The following is an 18,041-nucleotide window of genomic DNA, read 5'->3' as shown; positions in this document are numbered from 1 at the left end:
GCCCCCTCTCAGCTGCCGTAGTAGAAGGACTGCTGTTTCTCGGCGAGGCCGGCCGCGATGACGTCGCCGAGGGCCTCGTGCGCCAGGACGCTCGGGATGGTGGCGTCGATCTTCTGGGCCGGGCTCGCCTTACGCAGGACGTACCGGTCCATCGGGCGGGCGGCCGCGCGCGTGTTCTCGATGTGATCCGCCGTGATCGGGCAGCCGTCGTGCGTGAACGCGGCCCTGTCCGAGTTGCGCTTGACCACGTCCGTCTTCAGCCGCTCGCATGCGGCGTGCATCTGGACGATGCGGCGGGTGTGCCAGCGGATGACGCGTTCCTCGCCGTACAGGTCGACCCACTCGTCGATCTCGGACTCCCAGTACGGGGGGTCCGCGTACACCCGGACGACGTCGTAGCGGGCCATCAGCTGCGACAGCGCCGCCCGTACCTCGCCGCGCGGCACCTGCCCGCCGAAGTCCGCCGGGTTCCAGATGGTCGGCTCATCGTTGACCCCGTACACCGGGGTGAACTGGTAGCCGTCCATCGTCTCTGCGCGGAACGCCGTCCAGTCGTCGACGTCGGAACCGTCGAAGCCCAGCACGATCCGGGTCGTCGCGCGGATCCGGCGAGGCTCCGCCTTGGCCGCCCACTTCGCCGGGTCCAGCCACGCCATCGACCCCGACACGCACCGGTTGCCGAAGAACCGCTCCGCCTGCGCAGGGTCCTTCTCCATGATTTCGGCGGCCTCGGCCTCGATGGCGTCGAGGTCGACGTGCGACGAGCCCGCGTACACCACGGCGTGGATCTTCCGGCGCTCCCGCTTGTTGGCATACGACAGCGTCTTCGGCGCCTGCGGGTGATAGCGGAAGATGTCCTTGGACTTCGACTCGGAGGTGGTCTGCGCCACCGAGTTCTCTGACGGATCCCACCCGTTCGTCGTCTCCATCGACCGGCCGCCCATACCGGCCAGACCGCGGCGCTGCGTCTCGGCGACACGGCGCAGCTTGTTCGCCGTGTTCCACAGCCCGGTCTCGTCCTGGTTGGCGAACGTGATCGGGTTGCCCAGCCTGGACATCGCGGACGAGGTCACCGTGTCGATGCGGCCCTGGTCGCCGACCCGAGTGAACTCCTCGCCGACCCGCATGAACTCCGACAGCGGGCCCAGCTTCACCATGTTCCGCAACGGCCGGTAGACGTTATCGACCTGATCCTCGGCGGTGGCCACCAACTGAATCAGCGGCGTGGGCCACGGAGTGCCCATCGGCTCGCCCGGCTCGTACTGGTACCACCAGCCGCACCCGCAGCCGTGGTTCGAGCAGCGGTACACCTCGCCGCCACGCGCCCAGCCCGCGAACACGACGGGGCCGGCCGCCTCCGCCAGGGTGATGGTTGCCGACCACGGGCCCTTGCCGGTCTTCTGCGGGGCGACGATCTGGCTACGGCGGTAGTGGAACGCTGGCGCCAGCTGCCCCACGCGCGCGCTCGGGCGGACGCGGTAGTGGTTGACGGTGCACCACAGCTGCCACGGGTACAGCTCCAGGTCCTCGCCCTGCCGGAAGCCGTCCGGGATTGGGCAGTGGGCTTCGATCCAGTCCGGGACGATCCAGAACGTGGGGAAGTCGACGACGAACTCGGGCCCGGCGTCAGGCCCCTTCGCCACTGGGCACGACCTTCATACGGTCACGGGCGGAGCGTCGGCGCGGTGCCTCCGCAGCGCCGGCTGGCAGGTCGAGGACGACCGCGTCGACGGACGGGGCGATCTTCCACCGGTTGCGCAGCATCCCGGACACGCTCAGCCCGAGGCTGTCGAGGTAGCCGCGCACCATCTTCTTGATGTCCGCGCGGGCGTCCGGCCGCTCAGCCTCCGCCAGCGTCCGGCAGAACAGCGCCACCTCCAGCGCCTGCCCGAGCTCCGCCCACATCACCGCCTGCGGCTTCGCCCACAGGTCCGCCCAGATGACATCCTCCCGCGGCGTCGCCTCCGTCAGCGGCCAGTCGGGCACCTCGCCGGCGTAGCCCTCCGCCGGAAGCGTCTTCCATCCGCCGGCCTCAGCTGCGCGGGCCTGCCTCAGTGAGTTCGGATCCGGCGGCGGCCCGGAGACGGTGCGCGCTCCACCACGGGGCATGTCGATCACTCCTCCACGCTGCGTTGCGCAGCACGAACGGCGTCACGTTGCGTGACGCCTGGGGGGTCTCAGGTGGACCTCTGAACCCGACGGACCAGACAGCGCCCTCCCCCGCGCTGTTCACCCCCGCCCCCCGCCAGGGGTACCCCCCTGGGGCGCGTGACCGTGCGTCACGTCCCCCAGGTCTCGGAGGCTGTCTTGCGGGAGTGGTGGCGCTTGCTCATGGCCTGCCAGTTGCTCGGGTCGAAGCCTCGGGGGCCCAGCGGTCCGAGTCCGTCGATGTGGTCGACCTCGGTGGCCAGGTCGCGCTGCAGCTGGGGCAGAGCAGAGCAGGCGGGGCACTCGCAGTACGGGTGTGTCTGTAGGTACTCGGCGCTGGCCTTGCGCCATGCCGTGTTGTAGCCGCGCTGGTTGGGCTGGGGTCTGGCTGCGCGGGCCGTGGCCTGGCAGCGGGGACAGCGCCCTGCTGGGGTGAGGGTGGGGCAGCCTGGCGTGGGGCAGACCTGCATGGCCCTACGTGCGGGCACGGCGTTACGGGCGCCAGCCGCGCAGAGAGCTGAGCGCGATGATGCCCAGGAAGATGCACACCAGGATCTCGAACAGGGTCATGGTTCTGCCTCCTCTGTTAGCCCTGCCGTTACGGGCAGTTGATGGCGACGTGTGGCCAGGAGTCGGGCCAGGCCTCGGTGTTGCCGCTGTGGGTGAGGTAGGCGTCGGGATCGGCGTACCAGCGCGCGCGGCAGACGTATCGGTGGGCGTCGGTGCTGCGCATGACCTTGAGGTAGTACAGCTCGTACCCGTTAAGGCCGGCGGCGTGGTCCCGGATGGCGTCCTGCGCCTCGGCCTTGGTGACTCCTGGGCGGATCAGGTCTGCGCTGCCTACGCGTGGGGCGTCTACCTGGGGCTGCGTGGGGCTCTGCCCTACGGAGGCGATGGGCTGTACGGCCCCGCAGCCGGTGAGTGTGAGTGCGGCGATGGCGGCTGCAGCGACGTGGATGCGCATGGTTCCCCCTGTGCCTGCGTGGTGACTGTCCATCATGCGCAGGTGTGGGGGCTGGGTGTAAGCGGTGTGGCGATGCTGTGACGGCGTGGATGCTGTGACGACGAAGCCCCGGCCGGTGAGCAGTCGGCCGGGGCTTCGTGTGCGTCTGTGGTGCCGTATGAGGGCACAGTTGTTCACCGAGATCGTGACACTCGCTGTGACCTGCGGTCAAGCGGCGTTGCGTTCTTGCCGCTTGACGGCGAGTGCGGCGACGTCCTGGACGGCGTACCAGGGCTGTCGCGGGCTGCCTCCTGAGCGTGTGAGGCGGCCGCGTCGGACGAGCTGGCGGACGCCGTCGAGGCCGATGCCGAGCTGCTGTGCGGTCTGGTGTGCGGTGAGGTGGCCGGGCCGTATGTTCTGCGACTCCATGGCCCCATGATGCGCCAGGGAGGGAGGCGCGGCGAGGGAGGCGAACCCTCCTGTTTCCCGTTTCCCAGGGGTGCGCCTCCCTGTCCTCCCTTGCCTCCCTGATTGGCCATTTCCGCAGGTCATGTACAGGGAGGCAGGGTAGGGAGGCGGGTAGGGAGAACTCCCCTATTCTTCGCTGCCTCCCTCGTCGGGATCGTCGTCGTCGCGGGAGGCGATGGCGTCGAGGATCCGGTCGAGACTGACGTGCATCTTCCCGCCGTTCGTCTTGTACTCACCGTGGCCGGCGTCGTCGAGGACGCCCTTGAGGTCCCGGAACGACCAGCTGCCGTACTCGGTCGGGTTGCGGTCCTGGAGGCCGTGTAGGACGTCCTGGGTCCGCATCTTCGTCTCGTGGCCGAGGACGGCCGCGATGTCGGCGAGATGGTCGACGGGAGCGAACGCAGGGGCGGCAACCGGCCCGCCCTCGTACAGCGCCATGGCGCGTTCGACGACCGGCGTCACCTCGTCGATGCCCTTCTCGGCGTCACGCTGGACGTAGTGGGACCGGATGATTTCGAACGGCTTCGAGGTGAACCCGTAGGTGACCGCCGTACCGACGTCCTGGCCGGGCACGAGCTCGGTTGCGCGGATGCCGGCCTTGTACTTGCCGGAGCCGAGGAGACCGTCGTTGGCGACCTGGTCGCCGACCGCGAACGCCACACGGTGGGAGGTGTTGCGGGTGACGTCGCGCGGGATGCTGTCCGCGGTCGGGGAGACCGTGACCCAGATGAGGGTGATGCCGACCTTGCGGGCCTTCTTCATGACGCGAATGGCCAGTTCAGCGGCTTCCTTGCCGTACTCCTTGTTCATGAACAGCTCGTGGCACTCGTCGAACACGACGACCTTGGGCCGCATCCGCGCGTCCTTCAGGGCGAGTTCGCGAGTGAGCTTGGTCGAGTCGCCGCCGAGTTCTTCCAGAAGCTTGCCCCGCTCGGTGACTTCGTTGGCCAGGCCGCGCAGTGCGTCGAGGGCGGCCTTCAGTTCCTCGGGGTCGTCGCCCTTGACCAGCTGCCGCAGGCGCGGCCGGAGCGGGTCGTAGTCCACGTTCGCGGCCATCACGTACACCTCGGCGATGACCAGTGGGTCGAGGATCGCGCCGAGCAGCAGGGAGACGACGATGGACGTCTTGCCGGAGCCCATGATGCCGCCGACGATCCAGTTGGCTGCCATGAGCTTGCCGATGATGGGCTCGCCGCGCTGCGAGACGGCGACCGGAACGCCCTTGAAGTAGTCCGTGGTGCCCTCGTGCAGCAGCGGCCAGTCCGGCACCACCCCGTTCAGTGAGCCCTGGTCGGCGACCCACAGGTCGAGGACGCCGGGCTGGTTGGGCGGCTCGGTCGGCCAGGTCTCGACGGGCTTGCGCATCAGGTTGTGGGCGAGCACGTTCTTCTTGGCATTGACCATCTCGACGGTGACGCCGAGCGGCAGCTGCAGCTGTGTGTGGTAGCCGTTGCCGAGCCTGGTCGTCGGCTGTACCCAACGGGGCTGCCAGCCTTCCTTGATGGCCGCGTTGAGCTGTGGAATCGACAGCTTGCCCAGCGCGCGCAGGATGGCGTTCTCGTCGGGGATGACGCCCTGCTCACCCGCGTCCGCGGGGAGGGCCCACGTTGGCGCGGTCTTCTGGTTCCTGCCGACCGACCAGGCGCCGGCCAGCATGAGGATCGGCATCGAGTACAGGAGCGGCTCCCAGATGACGCCGGCGAGGAACGCCACCCATCCGACGAACTCGATGACGGCGTTCGTGGGGGCCAGGACGTCGCGGACGTCGCCGTTGTAGACGGCGAGCATGATGCCGAGCATCAGGAGCAGTCCGCCGAAGCCGACGGCCGCGGAGGCGATCGCCCTGGGGGCGTTGATGGCCATCTGCAGGAGGTCCATGCGCCGCTTGTGCCGGGCGAACCGGTAGGCGTAGGCCCGCTGCTCCCACTTGGTCACCATCTCCTCGTTGCCGGATGCCTCGGCGATGCGCATCATCCGCGCGTGCAGGGCGGTCGTGCGGGCCTCCCAGGTACGCCGGGTGAGGATGCGGGTCCCGCCCCACACGTAGGCGCCGTGGCGGACGGTGAACCGGTACGTGGGGCTCTGGCGGGTGTCGACGAACACCCGCCGCAGCGAGTCGATACGGATACGGCGCCGGGTAGGACGCGTAGGGGACGCCTCGGTCGGGGGCGCGTCCTTGGCGTCCTCGGTGGCGTCCTGTCGCTCCTTGATGAGGTGCACTGTCATGCTGGGGGCTTCCTGCCTCTTGCTGGGGTGCGGGACGCCCGGGGACGGCGGCTGCTTGGCGGTAGGACGCCGTCCCCGGGGCGTTGCTACTTCTTGTTCTTGCGGCTGAGTGCGTCCTGCTCGACGCGCTCGACCTTGCGGCGCAGCTTGGTGAGGTTGGCGCGGGGCAGGGCCATGCGGGCGGTCAAGGCGGCGACGCGCCTCTTCTCGGCGGGCGTGAAGTCGGAGAACTTGATGTCGTCAGCCATGGGTTCCTCCTGGTCAGTTTTCGGTGGGGCGGAAGGGCAGTTCATCGACCCTTGCGGATGTCCTGCCAGATGGAGCGCAGGACCAGGGCGAGGATCGCGACGGAGATCCCGCAGATGGCGATGGCAATCGAGGCGAACGCGATCCCGACGCCGCCCACGCAGATGGCGCAAGCGATGCCGAGCCACTCGCCGGTGCCGCGCCCCTGCTTGTGCTGGTGCTCGCACACGTGCGGCTGGACGGTGGGCTGCGCCTGTGCTGTCTTGGCCAACTCGACGGCGGCGAGCGCGATCTGTACGGCGGCCGAGTTCACCGCGGCTTCTCTGGCGGCGGCCTCCGCCTTGTCGAGAGCGTCGCTCATCGTGCCGACCGCCGTTGCATGCGGAGGCCAGCGGCCAGGCCGAGGCCGAACGCGACGACGAGGGGCTTGGACAGCAGGGCCGCGACGATGACGGCCACGACGGCGAGCAGCTGCGGGAAGACGAGCAGGAGACCGAGCAGGACACCGAGAATCAGGTAGCGCATCAGTTGTACCCCTCTCGCATCGGGTCGGGCTGCGGGTCGGCCGGGGGCTTCTTCGCGGCCCGGGACAGGGCGGTGCGGATGTACGGCTCGTCGACGACGAGGCGCCGGTGCCGGGCGAGGTGCTCGGCGATGGCCTTGGCCTTGGCGTCGGGCCCGAGGGCTGATGCGGCCTCCTCGATCGCGCCCTGCAGGTTCACGGCGGGCAGTGCGCTGACCAGCGGCGCATCAGCCGCATCAGGGCGGTACACCTCGTACTCGGGGGGCCGGGTGCCGAGGACCAGGGCGACCTGGACGGCGTCGACGACGAGCCCGTAGGTGATGAGCAGAGAGGCGAGTTCGGCCGGGGGCATATCAGGGTGCGCATCGTGGGCGATCCGGATTGCCTCGGCCGGGTCCATCTCGGCGAAGCGCCGGCGCAGGACGTCCTGCGCGGAGTACGACCGGGCGGGACTGGCCGACGGCTTGTCGGCCTGTCTGCGGTACATGGTGGCGAGGGCTGAATCAGCCCCTTCGCGGAGCCGTACCCGCTGAACCTCGACGAGGTCGGCGCCGAGGACCTGGTCGCCGACTCCGACCTTCTTGGCGAGCTCCCACGACTTCCGCAGGGACGAGGCGCGGGTGTCCTTGTCCGGGTGCCGCTCGGCGGCGGCCTGGTGGTACGCCAGCTGCTGTACGGCGTCCGCGTTGCGGCGCTGTGCCTCGGCGTCAACGCCGGTGGTGTAGATGACGACGCGGCGGGCGATGAGGCCGAGGCCCTCGGCGGCTCCGCTCATGCCGAGCGGGGTGGTCGCGTAGACCACGGCCTCGGTGACGTTGCTCGCGAGGGACAGGCCCATCCCGCACGCTGCGAGGGGGGCGATCCATAGGCCGACGCGGACCCAGAGGGGGGCGGACTGTCCGAGCAGGGTGAGCCCGAGCATGGTGATCGCGAGGACGAGGGTGAGGCCTTCACCGGCGGCGACGACGCCGATGGCGGTGGCCCTGCGTCCGAACTCGGCCAGCGTGTTGGAGAACGTGCCGACTGCGCCGGCCGCGCCGACGGCGACCATGATGACGGCGGCCGCGCTGAGTACCGAGCGCTGACCCTTGGTGAGGCGGCGGGTGGTCACGACGCGTTCCTCCTCAGCCGGTCCAGCTCGTTGCTGAGCCGGTACAGGCGGCCGGCGTGCAGGGCCGTCTCCGCGGCGAGCTCCCGCAGCTGCGCGGGGTCCATCGCCGGGAAGTCGTCGACGTCCGCCAGCGGGTACGGCTCCGGCCGCAACTCGGCGAACGGCCCCCAACTGATGCAGGCGGGCAGGAACTCGACCGCTCCCGCGTCCGTCTCCACCTCTGCCGCGACCTTGCGGCCAACGTGGGTGACGTCGACGCGCTGCACGATCTGCTCACCGTCATGGCCCGTGCACCAGCGCGGCTCGTCGATGGTGATCTCGCCGTGATCGAGGGTCTGCAGCGTCACCGTGCCGTCCCCGTAGCGGGGCGCCTGTACGGCAGGTGCGTAATTTTGCGCACCTGCTGCCGGGTACGCCCGCTCGACGGCCTCGGCGAGCAGCTGCAAGACACGCTGCTGCTCGGGCGGAAACTCCCGCTGCCGGTCGCGCTCCATCTGTACGTCGAGCTCGTGGAAGGCCTGCACGGACAGGTACGCCTCGACCTCGTGCCGCACCTGCAGGACGGTGAGCGACTCGGGGGCGCCGGTCGTGAAGCCCTCCGCCCACGCGATCCCGAGCGCCGTCGTGATCTGCTCACGCGACATCAGGAAGTCCACGCGGACGATGACGTCGGGCTCGTGCTCCTCGTCGCCGAACGGGTCCGTCGGCCCGTACACCGGCATCTCGGGGCGCTCACGGCGCCAGTAGCGCTCGCTGCTCACGCCCGCTCACCCCGCTCGTTGGTGAGGAAGGCGGCGACAGCGGGAAACTGGTCGTCGACCGAGCGGCGCACGGCCTCCTGCTCGTCGACGGGCTCGGCGCCGTGGGCGCGGAGCAGCATGCGCAGGGACTCGCGCAGGATGGCCGGCTGGTCGCTGTGGAACAGCTGCTGGGCGACGCTGATGGCGACGTCGAGGTCGGTGGGCTCGGGCGCCGGCCCGTGGTCGGCCAGGGTGAGCGCCGCGTAGGACGGGGCGAGGTGTGGGGTGGCGCGCTGCTGCTGGCCCTTGATGTAGTCCTCGTCGCAGAGCTGGTGCAGCTCGTCGAGGGACAGGGAACTTGCGTGCGCGTCAGGGCGCGCGGAAAGATCGGCCATAGCCGGATCTCCTCCTGGTTAGGTCAGGTAGGCGGTGCGGTCAGGCCCTTGGCTGGCGTTGGCGCGCCGGCCTTGGGCCGTCTTCAGTTGTGGGGTGTAGCTACAGCCGCTTGTTCTTCAGGGCGTTGATAGCCCGGCTGATGCCGGCTCGGGTGACCCCGAGTTCCCTGGCTACTGCGGCTTGGCTTCCGAGTTCGGCCTCGCCGTCGATCAGGGCTTGTGCCCGTTCGTCGGTGGCTTCCTGGTAGGCCTGCTGTGCGGCCTCTTGCTTCCGGACGGCCTCGTCGTGCCGTGCTCTCCACGTAGTCACGTCCCTCCTAGTACCGGAATCGGTGACTGCCCGACAACTGTAACCAGGGGTGGCGACATGCGTCAACACCCCTGGCGACATCATGCCGGCTCCTTGCGGAGCGCCCGCTGGTACGCGGCGTGGATCAGGCGCTGCGCCTCGGCCAGGTGCCGGGCACAGAGCAGCACCTCGGCGCTCGGGTCCACCGCTTCCGCAGTGCACTGCGTGTCGTAGGCCTTCAGATACCGGCAGGTCACGATGCGCTCGGGCACGGCTCCTCCTCGGGCTGGAGCGTCTTCAACATCAGGAAGTCGCGGGCCTCGTAGACGCACGTGCACCAGGGGCAGACGAGTCGCGTCTCGCCGGAGTGGTGGCGCAGGACGGCTCCGCAGATGACGCCGGACGCGTCCACCGCCACGCAGTTGCCGATGCGGCGGCCGCGGTCCGGGGCGGCGCCGACGATGGACAGGGCGGCGCCCTCCAGCTCGCGCACCTCGCGGGCGAGGTCGCCGGCGGCCGGATAGGAGGCGGCGATCCAGGAGAGTTCCATGCCGAGCCACCGGGCGGCGCGACGCACGCGCCCCTCGACGCTGCCCTCGGCGGACGGCTCACCCCACCCGCGCACCCGCTGTACGTCGGAGCGCCAGCCTTCCAGGACGAGAGCGATGCCGCCGTACCGGAGGTCGAGGACGGCCTCGTCGACGGGCAGTGTGGCGCCCGCGTGGCTGCGGGAGACGAACTCTGTGGTGGCGCGGCCCGCCGGGCTGAGGAACCCGGCGAGCGCGCTGTAGATCTTCGGCATGCGTTCAAGGCGCTCCGCCAGGGCGAGCGTGTCGCCCGGGCAGAGGTACCCGGCCTCCAGGCCGCGGTCGCACAGGCCGCAGCTGGCGGTCACGCTGCGGCCTTCTCTCGCGCGGCGTCGAGCTGCGCCTGGGCGGCGCGCGCGACCTTGCGGTCACGGCGGTCGTCGATGACACCGAAGACGATCTGGACGAGCAGCATGAACAACATGCCGGCCGAGGCGCCGAGGGTGAGCAGCTGGATGTCGTGGTCGCTCATGTCGGACTCCCGGTCCTAGAAGGGGGGTTCGTCGGAGTAGCCGGCGCCCTGCGCGGTGGGCTGCTGCTGGCCGTTGGCGGGCTTGGCGTTCGCCCACGGGTCCTGCGTTGCCTGCTGAGCACTGGAGGCCCGGCCGCCGCTCGGGTTCTTCTCGACCTTGGCGGTGGCGCGGGCGAGGGTCGGGCCGACCTCGTCGACGTCGAGCTCGTACACGGTGCGCTTGACGCCCTCGCGGTCCTCGTAGCTGCGCTGCTTGAGGCGGCCCTGGGCGATGACGCGGACGCCGCGGGCGAGGGACTCGGCAACGTTCTCGGCGGCCTGGCGCCACACCGAGCAGGTGAGGAACAGGGCGTCGCCGTCCTCCCACTCGTTCGTCGTTTTGTTGAAGCGGCGCGGGGTGGAGGCGATGCGGAAGCGGGCGACGGCGGCGCCGGCCGGGGTGAAGCGGAGTTCGGGGTCGTCGACGAGGTTGCCTACGACGGTGATGACGGTCTCGCCTGACATCAGATGGTCTCCTTCTCGGTGGGAACCGTGGGGCTCTGCCCCTCAGTTGCGGGCTGCTGGCCCACACCTGCGTGGCCCTCTGCACCACGCAGGTCGTCATCCGTGGGCGTATCCCCACGGTTGGCTTGGTTGCGGAGGCGTTGGGCGTGCCGGATGGCGAGGCCGCGTTGCCGGCTGGCAGCGAGGGCCGCGCGCCGGCGCTTGGTCGCCTCGGCGCGGGCCCGGGCGGCGGCGATCTTCTCGGCGACTACGTCATCGACGTTCACGGGTGGGCCTCCTCGGGCCCGGCCGCTGGACTTTCGTCCATTAATTCCATGCGGCCGTGCAGGTAAGGGGTGTGGGTGGTGGTGTCTGTGATGCACGCAGGGTTATTGAAGTAATTACGGAGAGTAATAATTAGTTGAAAAATGAGCTTTATAGGGACCCTGGAACTAACCCAGGGCCCTTCAGGCAGCTCCCCGGGACATGGAATTAATGGAAGTAACTCGGCTTGGGGCGGCTCCGGAGACGTCCGGATGCGCCACATAGCGGGGCTTCTGCGGGCGTCCGCGCTGACCCTCCTTGCGTTCCGGAGGGTCGATCTGCCGGAGCCAGCCGGAGCGCGCCAGGACGTCGATCGCGTCGTGAACGTCCTCCATCTCGGTGCACCAGGCCTGCCCGCGCACGCCCTTCTCGACGTCGTTCGCGGCGAACCGGCCCTCGATGTGGCCCTCGGCCGTCTTCCGTCGCAGCCAGTCCAGAACGGCGCGGGCAGGGCCGAGCTTCGACTGCCGCTCGGCGGACATCAGGTCGGACACCAGGCGGGCGTGGGCGATCAGGTACGGGACCAGGGCGACGGCGTCGTCCATCACGTCGCCGTGAACGGTCAGGGCGGATGGGTCCTCGAACAGCGTCAGGACCGCGGCCAGGCGCAGGACTTGGCCGGGCAGCTTCTTCGCCCAGCCCTCGATCGACGCGAGGTCGCCGTGTGCCTTGTGCCGCGGTTCGAGGGCTTCCCAGAAGGCGCGGAAAGACTTCCTCGCGTGCTCGTCCAGGTCCATCTCGCGGTACTCGGAGTCGTCCCAGATCGCCGTCATCATCGCGGTGATGGCCTCGTGCCAGGCGAGCCGGGCGGCGCCCGGGATGGGGTCGGTGTCGTACACGCGGTCACCGACGCGGCTGGCGGGCATGGAGAAGATGAACCGGGCCATGAGGCCGCGGGCCTCGAAGACGTCGCCCGTCTCGCCCATGCCGGTCAGGAAGCCCGGCTGGACGGCCAGGCCGAGGGTGAGGTTCGGCCGTTCCAGCAGCAGCGTGCGGCCACTCTTGCGGTTGACGGCGTGGGGCTCGTGGCTCCAGGCCTTGAGGACGATCTCAGGGTTGGCGTTCTTGGCGTACCGGCCGCCGACGTTGCCGAGGAACGAACTCTCGGTGGAGAGCACGGCCAGGCGCTCGCCCTGCTCGGCGATGACGTCGGTGGCGGCCTCCGGGGTGGTGTCGTCGGCGATGAGCTGCGTGTACACCTTGGGCTCGCCGAGTGCCTCCAGTTCGTCGCGGGCCAGGTCGAGATCGGTGCGAGCCTTCTTGCGGCCGTCCGCGTCCTTGGCCTTGATGACCTTGCCCTCGGCGTCGGTCACGATGGACTCGGCGATGCGCCGATCCTGCTGGTCTCGGACGACGGCGACCTTGTCCTCGTCGCGGCGGCGCTTCTGCTCGTCATAGACCGGCTTGGCCATGAGGCCGAGCGCCGGCGACTTCATCTCGCCGGGCGCGGCCACGGGCATCGTGTACAGGGTGACGGGCTCGACCCAGTCGGGCTTGGGGCTGACTGTGCGGCGGCCGCCGATCGCGGTGGAGGCGACGGCCATGCCGAGCCATGCGGGCAGGTCGACGGGCACCTGCAGGCTGTCGGCGACGGCCTGTGCCATGGCGCCGATGCCGCGCAGCTTGGACGCGTCGAGCGGCGGCGCGGGCGGAGGCTCCAGGGGAATGGGCTCATCCCAGTCCTTGGCGTCCTCCGGGTGCAGGCCCTTGTCCCAGGACGGCGCCTCGACGTTCGGGGCCCAGTTCGGTGCTGACGTCATGCGGTCACCGCCGGGTCCTGCGGGTGCGGGACGGGCGCCCACACCTGAACGAACTCGGAGTCGGTGTGTCCGGCGGCGAAGTGGTCGGCGGCGTCCTTGCCTGTGCGGGCCTGGACGACGTACACCGTGTGCGCCAGGCCGCGGAGGCTCTCGACGACGGCGGTGGCGTGCTCGCGCCCCTTGTCGTCGCGGTCGGCGACGATCGTCACGTCGGCGCCTTCGAGGTGCTGGGCGTGCTCGGCGCCCCACTTGCCGCTGCCGCCCGCGTTGCAGGTGGCGGGCAGGCCGTGGTCGACGAGCGCGTGCACATCCTTCTCGCCCTCGGCAATCCAGATGACCCGGTCCGCCTCTTTGGCGGCGAGCAGCTCGGGCAGCCGGTACGGGACGAGGGGGACGAGTCGGTTGCCCTGCTTGTCGTTGAGGGACCAGCGGCGCCCGGACTTGGCGCTTTCGTCGGGCCGCCACTGCGCGAAGCACTTGTGGTTGCAGCGGGTCACGCCGTGCACGGTGATGCGGTTCTCGTTGCGGTACAGGTACTGCGCGACACGCTTGTGCCCGCGCTCTCCGCACGGGATCCATGCGTCGTCGGCCGGCCGGTCGCGCGACCGCTCAAGGGGCTCGTCGTGCAGGTCGGCCAGGGTCCAGCCGATCCCGGCGAGGAACTCGGCGTTGCCCTGGCACTTGTGGCAGTACACGGCGACGCCGTTGGCGATGCGGCTGATGGCGACGGTGTCGGGGGCGTCACCGCCGTGGCAGACGCCGCGCGTGCGGAGCTTGCCGCCCTGGTAGCGCGTGGGCTCGCCCCGGTCACGGAGGAAGTCCGCGAGCCTGTTGAAGGCGATGGTGTCAGTCACGAACGTGCTCTCTTCTACGAGCTGGATCAGAAGTTCGCGGGGGTGCGGGCAGGCGCCTGGCGGGGGGATGGAGGCGCCCGCCCGCGGCTCAGGCGGCTCGGCGCTTCACCTCGGCGACCTCGTCAGCGATGGCGAGGATGTGGGCGCACCAGATGCGGGCTTTGGCCTGCACGGACGGCCCGGTGGGCTGCTGCTCCAGGTCGTGCTGGATGGAGTCGAGGCACATCTCGTGCAGGGCCTTCTCGGCGGCGCGCTTCACGTACAGCTCGTCGGCGTCGGGGGCGTCCACGGAGGCGGACACCCTGTCGAGGTCGGCGGGCTGCTCAACCGGCCACTGGCCGGGTCGGTGCTGCGTCATGACGCGTCCTTCCGGTGGGCCGGCCAGCCAGGACCAGGCGGGACTTCGGGCTTGCCCTGCAGGGCGTTCGGGGTGTGGGCCGGGCAGCGCAGGCCCGGCAGGTAGTGCCGGACACCGTCGGCCTCGCGGCAGTACCGGCGCTCGGCGCCGATCCAGTGGCCGCACTCGGGGCGCGTCTCTTCCTTCACGCCGCCTCCTGTGTCGCGGGCGCGTGGAAGGCGGTGCGGATGATGGCGCGCTGGTCGTCCGTCAGCGGGGGAGCAGCGTCGGCGATGCGGTCAACGCGCGCCCAGTAGGCGGCGTTCCGTGCCGGGTCGTCGAAGCGGACCGGCCGGGCCGGGGGGCGCTGGGGAACCATGCAGTCCTCCTTCAACTGCTTGGGCCCCGCGCCCGAGTTCAAGGACAGCACAGAATCCGGAACGTGTTCCCCCCGCTCGGAATCGTCGGAGCGGGCCGGGCGGCCGGGGGTGCCCACGAGCTGCGCACCCCCGGCTACCGCGGTGTTACGCGGGCGGCTCATGCGGCCGTCCGCTTCTGGAGGTCGAGGTCGAGGACGAGCTCGCGGATGGCGGCGAGCCGCACGACGGGAGCCTGGCCCTCGGGGACGACGACGATGAAGGTGCTGTCGCTCTGGCGGGCGGCGAAGGCTCTGAAGCCTTCCGCTATGGCAGGGCTGATCTCGGCGAGGCCGTCGAGGCTGGTCTCGATCAGGTCGATGCTGTAGTGCTCGACGAATGCGGGGATCACGACCGTGGCGGCGTACTCGTTGGCGAGGGCCTCGATGCGGTCGGCGTCCGCACGCAGCTTGGCGACCTTGGCCAGCAGCTGCGAGGGCGTGACTTCCTGCAGGTCGCCGAGGTTTCCCTCGGTGGCGGCGACGAGGGTGGGGCGTCCGTCGTCGAGGTCATTCATGATCTCGACGTGCAGGATGGTGCTGAGGCTCTGCTCGGGCAGAGTCGACGCAGGTGCTGAGGTGCTGACAAGATGGTTCACGAGCTTCCCCGTTCTTTCCTTTGCTGGGTGGTGCGGATTGCTCGACTGACGCCGCCGGCTGGACCCCGGCGGCGTCGCCGTTTCTAGGCGGCCGATTCCGACTGGACCTCGGAACCGGCGCCGTCCCCGTCGGCTATGACCTCGTAGATCTGGCAGCCGAGCGCGTCGGTGATCTTCTTGAGCGTTTCGGGCCGAGGGGCGCGTTGACCGTTCTCGATGCGACTGAGTGCAGCGCCGCTGATACCTGCGAGCGCGGCAAAGCGGTTCAGCCCGTGGCCCAGCCCGATGCGCTTTCGGCGGATCAGGCGTCCGTCCGTTCTCATGGCGACGACGTTAGACCACAAGTGGTGTCGATACCAAGCGTTGACGCCAAATTACTTCCAAGTTGGACGTTCAATGCCAACAAGTCTGGCGCCTGACCTGCGCAATCGTGGAGTCGGAGCTTCTTCGATGCCAAGTCGGTCTGGACATGAAGCCTCTTGCCGGGCAAGCTCTAGCCTGGAGACGTTGCCAATCGTTGACAGGAGTTGGACATGGCGATCACCGTCCCGCGAGATCCGGAAGCCTGGGCCAAGCTGGGTAAGACGATCCGCGAGCACAGGGAAGAAGCCGGGTACAGCCGCAGGGCGCTCGCAGAGAAGGCCGGCGTCTCCGAAAAGAGCATTCAGGTTGCCGAAGAAGGCCGTGTGCCCCGTGGTCGGATGCCGCAGTCGCTGAGCCGGATCGGGGATGCCCTCGGGTGGTTGCCAGGCGCCTATATCTCGATCCTGAGGAATCAGGCTTGGGGACGCCTGAACCCCCCGGTGGAGGTGGAAGTCGAGCTCGAGTCCGTGGCTGCAGCGGAACAGCGGGCCAAGGATTCTGCGTCTTCGCCAAGTCCCATCGGGATGATGAGCAGCCGGGATGTCGAACTCACGCAGTCCGGGCACCTTGCACAAGATGTATTTATGCGGCAGGCCAAGCGTTTTCGAAAGCTGCGGGGAGTGTCCACCGAGCAGCTAGGGGAGAAACTCGCAGGCGCAGAGCCGGTCCTTACGCAGGATGACATCAGGCGCCTGGAGGACGGGACCCGACTGCTGAGGATGGCGGAGGCTACGGCGATCGCAAGCGCCCTGGAGACCACGGTCGACTGGCTACTCGGGTCAGGATTCAGCAGCGATGCGCCGGAGGAAATGAGGTGGCCACCCAACGCTGAGGAACTGGAGGCTGAGGCGAACGCTGTCCTGCGAAGGATGGGCGACGTGGGGACACAGGTAAACATGGCGGTCGCGCAACGCGACCACGCCTTGGAACGGGCAGAGGAGGCGCGGCGGCAAGCCGAGATGGCTACAACCATGCTCGAGTCGGCCACGGCTCAGCAGCGAGAGATGGAAAGGCACTACCAGTATCTGCTTGGTCGCATCGATTCCATTCGCGCGGCTAAAGGCGAAGACCCGGTAGTTCAGTTCGTTCCCGTATACGAGGATGATGGTGAGCCCGCTGAAGCGAAGCAACAAGTGCGGCCCGTGCACACGCGCTCGGGCGACAAGGCGGGCATGAGGTACTACGGCAGCAAAGCTGAGCGCCAAGCGGCGATTGAAGCTGCAGCCCGCAAATTTACCTAAGGCGCCTGGCGTCCCCGCTTCCACTCGAACTGCACGGCGTCGTAGTCGAAGTACCCGCCGTCGGGCATCCGCCCTTGTCGCGGCACTGCCAGCGTCACTTGGACCAGCGCCTGCAGCACCGTCCGCTTCCGGTCCAGGCTCAGCGCCTTCCACGCCTTCCGCACGTCCGGTGCCCCCACCAGGTCGACGAGCGGATCCTTCGTCGCCGCGCGCGCCAGCTGCTGCGTGACACCCCCCAGCTGCGCGCGGGCCGTCTCCATCCCCTCGGTGAACGGCGCCAGTTCCAGCTGGCCCGCCCCGAACAAGCCGGCCAGGTCCTTCATTCGCCGCCGGATCTGCTCGGCCTCAGCCTGCAGCCCGGCCACGTCCACGTTCTCCGGGCCCGGCAACAGCAGATCGTGCGCGTCCGGCCGTGACAGCCGCTCGACGATGGTGTCTTCGACGAACTGGTCGACGAGCTCGGCCCGCCGGCCGCCGCCGTGGCCGGTCGGACACCGGTAGCTGGGGTACTGGCGGCCGCCGGACTGGGTGACGGTCATGCCCTCGTTGCAGCCGCTCCTGCCGCACTTGTGGAGCATCGAGCCCACCCATTTCGGCACGGCGCCCTGGTTCGTGGTCCGCTCCGGGTCGTTGAGGATCGCGCAGACGGCCCTGTACTTCGCCTCGTCGACGATCGGGTCCCACTTGCCGCGGCCGACCTCCTCGCCCCTGTAGACGGCGATCCCGGCGTTCCTGGGGCGCAGCAGCATGTCCCGCATGTCGGTGTGCGTGACCGCGTTCCCGCGAGTCGTGAGAACTCCCTTGTCGGCGCACCACTTCACGAGCGACCGGATCGAGCCGCCGGACAGGATCTCGTCCGTCCAGTGGCGCAGCGCCACGGCCTCCTCGGGCACGGCTTTCATCATGTCCAGCTCGTCGACCTCGACCTCCTCGCCGGTCTTGCGGTCGACCTTGTTGCGTTTCTGGCCCGTGGGTACTCCCCAGCCGAACGGGCGGATGCCGCCCATCCATTCCCCGTTGAGGGCCTTCTGCTGGCGGGCACGGGCGACACGTTCGCCCTTGTGTTCGGACTCGTGCCGGGCGACGGCGCCGAGGATGCGTGCCGTCATGCGGCCGGACGGTGTGGACAGGTCGATCGGGCCGGCCTGGCAGGTGTGTGTGTTCACGCCGCGGCGTTCGGACAGGTCGATGTACTCCTCCAGCTCGGTGGGGGAGCGGTGCAGCCGGTCGGTGTGCCAGGCGATGACGACGGTGGCGGTGCCCTCGTCGAGGTCGGCGAGCATCTGCCGGTAGCCAGGGCGCTTCTTGCCGCTGTAGGCGGAGAGGTCGTTGTCGATGTACGTCTCGACGACGTCCCAGCCGTTCCGGTCGGCGAGGGCCTGGCAGTCTTCGCGCTGTCGGTCGACGCCGAGATGGGCGCCGGTGCGGTCCTGGCTGATGCGCAGGTAGACGACGGCGCGCGTCCGGCCGCCTTCCGTCCGGGTGGTCTTCATGCCCTGAGTGTGCCGGATTAGTGG

27 protein-coding genes are annotated in these 18,041 nt (G+C 69.4%); 1 reads left to right on the top strand and 26 read right to left on the bottom strand.

Features of this window, described 5'->3' with window-relative positions:
* Window positions 1–8: 8 nt before the first annotated feature.
* From OG331_RS23225 to OG331_RS23105, 25 genes are all read right to left on the bottom strand, one after another.
* Window positions 9–1,643 carry a hypothetical protein gene (locus tag OG331_RS23225; protein ID WP_406199254.1) on the bottom strand — a complete coding sequence of 545 codons (1,635 nt, stop codon included), beginning with the start codon at window positions 1,641–1,643 and terminating at the stop codon, window positions 9–11.
* On the bottom strand, window positions 1,627–2,109 hold the full coding sequence (locus tag OG331_RS23220) for a hypothetical protein (RefSeq protein ID WP_406199251.1): 483 nt from the start codon (window positions 2,107–2,109) through the stop codon (window positions 1,627–1,629). Before OG331_RS23220 ends, OG331_RS23225 begins: the two co-directional genes overlap by 17 nt.
* A gap of 170 nt (window positions 2,110–2,279) precedes the next feature.
* Window positions 2,280–2,636, bottom strand: coding sequence for an HNH endonuclease signature motif containing protein (locus OG331_RS23215; RefSeq protein WP_406199248.1), 357 nt, complete (start codon window positions 2,634–2,636; stop codon window positions 2,280–2,282).
* 110 nt (window positions 2,637–2,746) lie between these two features.
* Entirely contained in the window at window positions 2,747–3,112 is a 366-nt protein-coding gene (locus tag OG331_RS23210; RefSeq protein ID WP_406199246.1) for a hypothetical protein, read from the bottom strand.
* Window positions 3,113–3,319: 207 nt separating this feature from the next.
* Window positions 3,320–3,520 carry a hypothetical protein gene (locus OG331_RS23205; protein WP_406199244.1) on the bottom strand — a complete coding sequence of 67 codons (201 nt, stop codon included), beginning with the start codon at window positions 3,518–3,520 and terminating at the stop codon, window positions 3,320–3,322.
* Window positions 3,521–3,685: 165 nt separating this feature from the next.
* On the bottom strand, window positions 3,686–5,785 hold the full coding sequence (locus OG331_RS23200; RefSeq protein WP_406199242.1) for a zonular occludens toxin domain-containing protein: 2,100 nt from the start codon (window positions 5,783–5,785) through the stop codon (window positions 3,686–3,688).
* 86 nt (window positions 5,786–5,871) lie between these two features.
* A complete protein-coding gene (locus tag OG331_RS23195) occupies window positions 5,872–6,033 on the bottom strand; it encodes a DUF6257 family protein (protein ID WP_406199240.1) in 162 nt (53 codons plus the stop codon).
* A gap of 41 nt (window positions 6,034–6,074) precedes the next feature.
* Window positions 6,075–6,392 carry a hypothetical protein gene (locus OG331_RS23190; RefSeq protein WP_406199238.1) on the bottom strand — a complete coding sequence of 106 codons (318 nt, stop codon included), beginning with the start codon at window positions 6,390–6,392 and terminating at the stop codon, window positions 6,075–6,077.
* Entirely contained in the window at window positions 6,389–6,556 is a 168-nt protein-coding gene (locus OG331_RS23185) for a hypothetical protein (RefSeq protein WP_406199236.1), read from the bottom strand. Before OG331_RS23185 ends, OG331_RS23190 begins: the two co-directional genes overlap by 4 nt.
* Window positions 6,556–7,665 (bottom strand): conjugal transfer protein, encoded by a 1,110-nt coding sequence (locus tag OG331_RS23180; protein ID WP_406199234.1) that lies wholly within the window; start codon window positions 7,663–7,665, stop codon window positions 6,556–6,558. The genes OG331_RS23185 and OG331_RS23180 overlap by 1 nt, the downstream gene beginning before the upstream one ends.
* A complete protein-coding gene (locus tag OG331_RS23175) occupies window positions 7,662–8,426 on the bottom strand; it encodes a DUF6907 domain-containing protein (RefSeq protein ID WP_406199232.1) in 765 nt (254 codons plus the stop codon). The genes OG331_RS23180 and OG331_RS23175 overlap by 4 nt, the downstream gene beginning before the upstream one ends.
* Window positions 8,423–8,800, bottom strand: a complete 378-nt coding sequence (locus tag OG331_RS23170) for a hypothetical protein (RefSeq protein WP_406199230.1) — start codon at window positions 8,798–8,800, stop codon at window positions 8,423–8,425. The genes OG331_RS23175 and OG331_RS23170 overlap by 4 nt, the downstream gene beginning before the upstream one ends.
* A 100-nt stretch (window positions 8,801–8,900) precedes the next feature.
* The gene (locus tag OG331_RS23165) at window positions 8,901–9,110 is read right to left on the bottom strand and encodes a hypothetical protein (RefSeq protein ID WP_406199228.1); all 210 of its coding nucleotides are present in this window, start codon (window positions 9,108–9,110) and stop codon (window positions 8,901–8,903) included.
* 80 nt (window positions 9,111–9,190) lie between these two features.
* Window positions 9,191–9,361, bottom strand: a complete 171-nt coding sequence (locus OG331_RS23160) for a hypothetical protein (protein WP_406199226.1) — start codon at window positions 9,359–9,361, stop codon at window positions 9,191–9,193.
* A complete protein-coding gene (locus tag OG331_RS23155; protein ID WP_406199223.1) occupies window positions 9,343–9,984 on the bottom strand; it encodes a hypothetical protein in 642 nt (213 codons plus the stop codon). Before OG331_RS23155 ends, OG331_RS23160 begins: the two co-directional genes overlap by 19 nt.
* Window positions 9,981–10,148 carry a hypothetical protein gene (locus tag OG331_RS23150; RefSeq protein ID WP_406199221.1) on the bottom strand — a complete coding sequence of 56 codons (168 nt, stop codon included), beginning with the start codon at window positions 10,146–10,148 and terminating at the stop codon, window positions 9,981–9,983. The genes OG331_RS23155 and OG331_RS23150 overlap by 4 nt, the downstream gene beginning before the upstream one ends.
* Window positions 10,149–10,163: 15 nt before the next feature.
* Entirely contained in the window at window positions 10,164–10,652 is a 489-nt protein-coding gene (locus OG331_RS23145) for a single-stranded DNA-binding protein (protein ID WP_406199219.1), read from the bottom strand.
* On the bottom strand, window positions 10,652–10,918 hold the full coding sequence (locus OG331_RS23140; protein ID WP_406199217.1) for a hypothetical protein: 267 nt from the start codon (window positions 10,916–10,918) through the stop codon (window positions 10,652–10,654). The genes OG331_RS23145 and OG331_RS23140 overlap by 1 nt, the downstream gene beginning before the upstream one ends.
* A gap of 180 nt (window positions 10,919–11,098) precedes the next feature.
* Window positions 11,099–12,715 carry a YfjI family protein gene (locus OG331_RS23135; RefSeq protein WP_406199215.1) on the bottom strand — a complete coding sequence of 539 codons (1,617 nt, stop codon included), beginning with the start codon at window positions 12,713–12,715 and terminating at the stop codon, window positions 11,099–11,101.
* Complete coding sequence (locus OG331_RS23130; RefSeq protein WP_406199213.1) at window positions 12,712–13,569, bottom strand: toprim domain-containing protein; 858 nt, start codon at window positions 13,567–13,569, stop codon at window positions 12,712–12,714. The genes OG331_RS23135 and OG331_RS23130 overlap by 4 nt, the downstream gene beginning before the upstream one ends.
* A gap of 88 nt (window positions 13,570–13,657) precedes the next feature.
* On the bottom strand, window positions 13,658–13,927 hold the full coding sequence (locus OG331_RS23125; protein ID WP_406199211.1) for a hypothetical protein: 270 nt from the start codon (window positions 13,925–13,927) through the stop codon (window positions 13,658–13,660).
* Window positions 13,924–14,115 (bottom strand): hypothetical protein, encoded by a 192-nt coding sequence (locus OG331_RS23120; protein WP_406199209.1) that lies wholly within the window; start codon window positions 14,113–14,115, stop codon window positions 13,924–13,926. The genes OG331_RS23125 and OG331_RS23120 overlap by 4 nt, the downstream gene beginning before the upstream one ends.
* Entirely contained in the window at window positions 14,112–14,285 is a 174-nt protein-coding gene (locus tag OG331_RS23115; protein WP_406199206.1) for a hypothetical protein, read from the bottom strand. Before OG331_RS23115 ends, OG331_RS23120 begins: the two co-directional genes overlap by 4 nt.
* 158 nt (window positions 14,286–14,443) lie before the next feature.
* The gene (locus OG331_RS23110; RefSeq protein ID WP_406199204.1) at window positions 14,444–14,920 is read right to left on the bottom strand and encodes a hypothetical protein; all 477 of its coding nucleotides are present in this window, start codon (window positions 14,918–14,920) and stop codon (window positions 14,444–14,446) included.
* An 83-nt stretch (window positions 14,921–15,003) separates the two neighbouring features.
* Window positions 15,004–15,243: a helix-turn-helix domain-containing protein gene (locus OG331_RS23105; RefSeq protein WP_406199201.1), complete on the bottom strand. Its 240-nt coding sequence runs from the start codon at window positions 15,241–15,243 to the stop codon at window positions 15,004–15,006.
* A gap of 210 nt (window positions 15,244–15,453) precedes the next feature.
* On the opposite strand from OG331_RS23105, the gene OG331_RS23100 reads away from it, so the two are divergent.
* The gene (locus OG331_RS23100; RefSeq protein ID WP_406199199.1) at window positions 15,454–16,524 is read left to right on the top strand and encodes a helix-turn-helix domain-containing protein; all 1,071 of its coding nucleotides are present in this window, start codon (window positions 15,454–15,456) and stop codon (window positions 16,522–16,524) included.
* On the opposite strand, the gene OG331_RS23095 is transcribed toward OG331_RS23100, so the two are convergent.
* Window positions 16,521–18,017, bottom strand: a complete 1,497-nt coding sequence (locus tag OG331_RS23095; protein WP_406199197.1) for a recombinase family protein — start codon at window positions 18,015–18,017, stop codon at window positions 16,521–16,523. The genes OG331_RS23100 and OG331_RS23095 overlap by 4 nt on opposite strands.
* Between the last annotated feature and the right edge of the window lie 24 nt (window positions 18,018–18,041).

This window comes from Streptomyces sp. NBC_01017, assembly GCF_045162795.1.
GTDB lineage: Bacteria > Actinomycetota > Actinomycetes > Streptomycetales > Streptomycetaceae > Streptomyces > Streptomyces machairae.
This window is presented reverse-complemented; position numbering and strand designations above follow the sequence as displayed.

Coding starts and splice junctions, on each gene's coding strand:
- OG331_RS23220 (WP_406199251.1), bottom strand. CDS start 2,109: ATGCCCCGTGGTGGAGCGCGCACCGTCTCCGGGCCGCCGCCGGATCCG.
- OG331_RS23210 (WP_406199246.1), bottom strand. CDS start 3,112: ATGCGCATCCACGTCGCTGCAGCCGCCATCGCCGCACTCACACTCACC.
- OG331_RS23205 (WP_406199244.1), bottom strand. CDS start 3,520: ATGGAGTCGCAGAACATACGGCCCGGCCACCTCACCGCACACCAGACC.
- OG331_RS23200 (WP_406199242.1), bottom strand. CDS start 5,785: ATGACAGTGCACCTCATCAAGGAGCGACAGGACGCCACCGAGGACGCC.
- OG331_RS23195 (WP_406199240.1), bottom strand. CDS start 6,033: ATGGCTGACGACATCAAGTTCTCCGACTTCACGCCCGCCGAGAAGAGG.
- OG331_RS23190 (WP_406199238.1), bottom strand. CDS start 6,392: ATGAGCGACGCTCTCGACAAGGCGGAGGCCGCCGCCAGAGAAGCCGCG.
- OG331_RS23185 (WP_406199236.1), bottom strand. CDS start 6,556: ATGCGCTACCTGATTCTCGGTGTCCTGCTCGGTCTCCTGCTCGTCTTC.
- OG331_RS23170 (WP_406199230.1), bottom strand. CDS start 8,800: ATGGCCGATCTTTCCGCGCGCCCTGACGCGCACGCAAGTTCCCTGTCC.
- OG331_RS23150 (WP_406199221.1), bottom strand. CDS start 10,148: ATGAGCGACCACGACATCCAGCTGCTCACCCTCGGCGCCTCGGCCGGC.
- OG331_RS23145 (WP_406199219.1), bottom strand. CDS start 10,652: ATGTCAGGCGAGACCGTCATCACCGTCGTAGGCAACCTCGTCGACGAC.
- OG331_RS23135 (WP_406199215.1), bottom strand. CDS start 12,715: ATGACGTCAGCACCGAACTGGGCCCCGAACGTCGAGGCGCCGTCCTGG.
- OG331_RS23125 (WP_406199211.1), bottom strand. CDS start 13,927: ATGACGCAGCACCGACCCGGCCAGTGGCCGGTTGAGCAGCCCGCCGAC.
- OG331_RS23115 (WP_406199206.1), bottom strand. CDS start 14,285: ATGGTTCCCCAGCGCCCCCCGGCCCGGCCGGTCCGCTTCGACGACCCG.
- OG331_RS23105 (WP_406199201.1), bottom strand. CDS start 15,243: ATGAGAACGGACGGACGCCTGATCCGCCGAAAGCGCATCGGGCTGGGC.
- OG331_RS23100 (WP_406199199.1), top strand. CDS start 15,454: ATGGCGATCACCGTCCCGCGAGATCCGGAAGCCTGGGCCAAGCTGGGT.
- OG331_RS23095 (WP_406199197.1), bottom strand. CDS start 18,017: ATGAAGACCACCCGGACGGAAGGCGGCCGGACGCGCGCCGTCGTCTAC.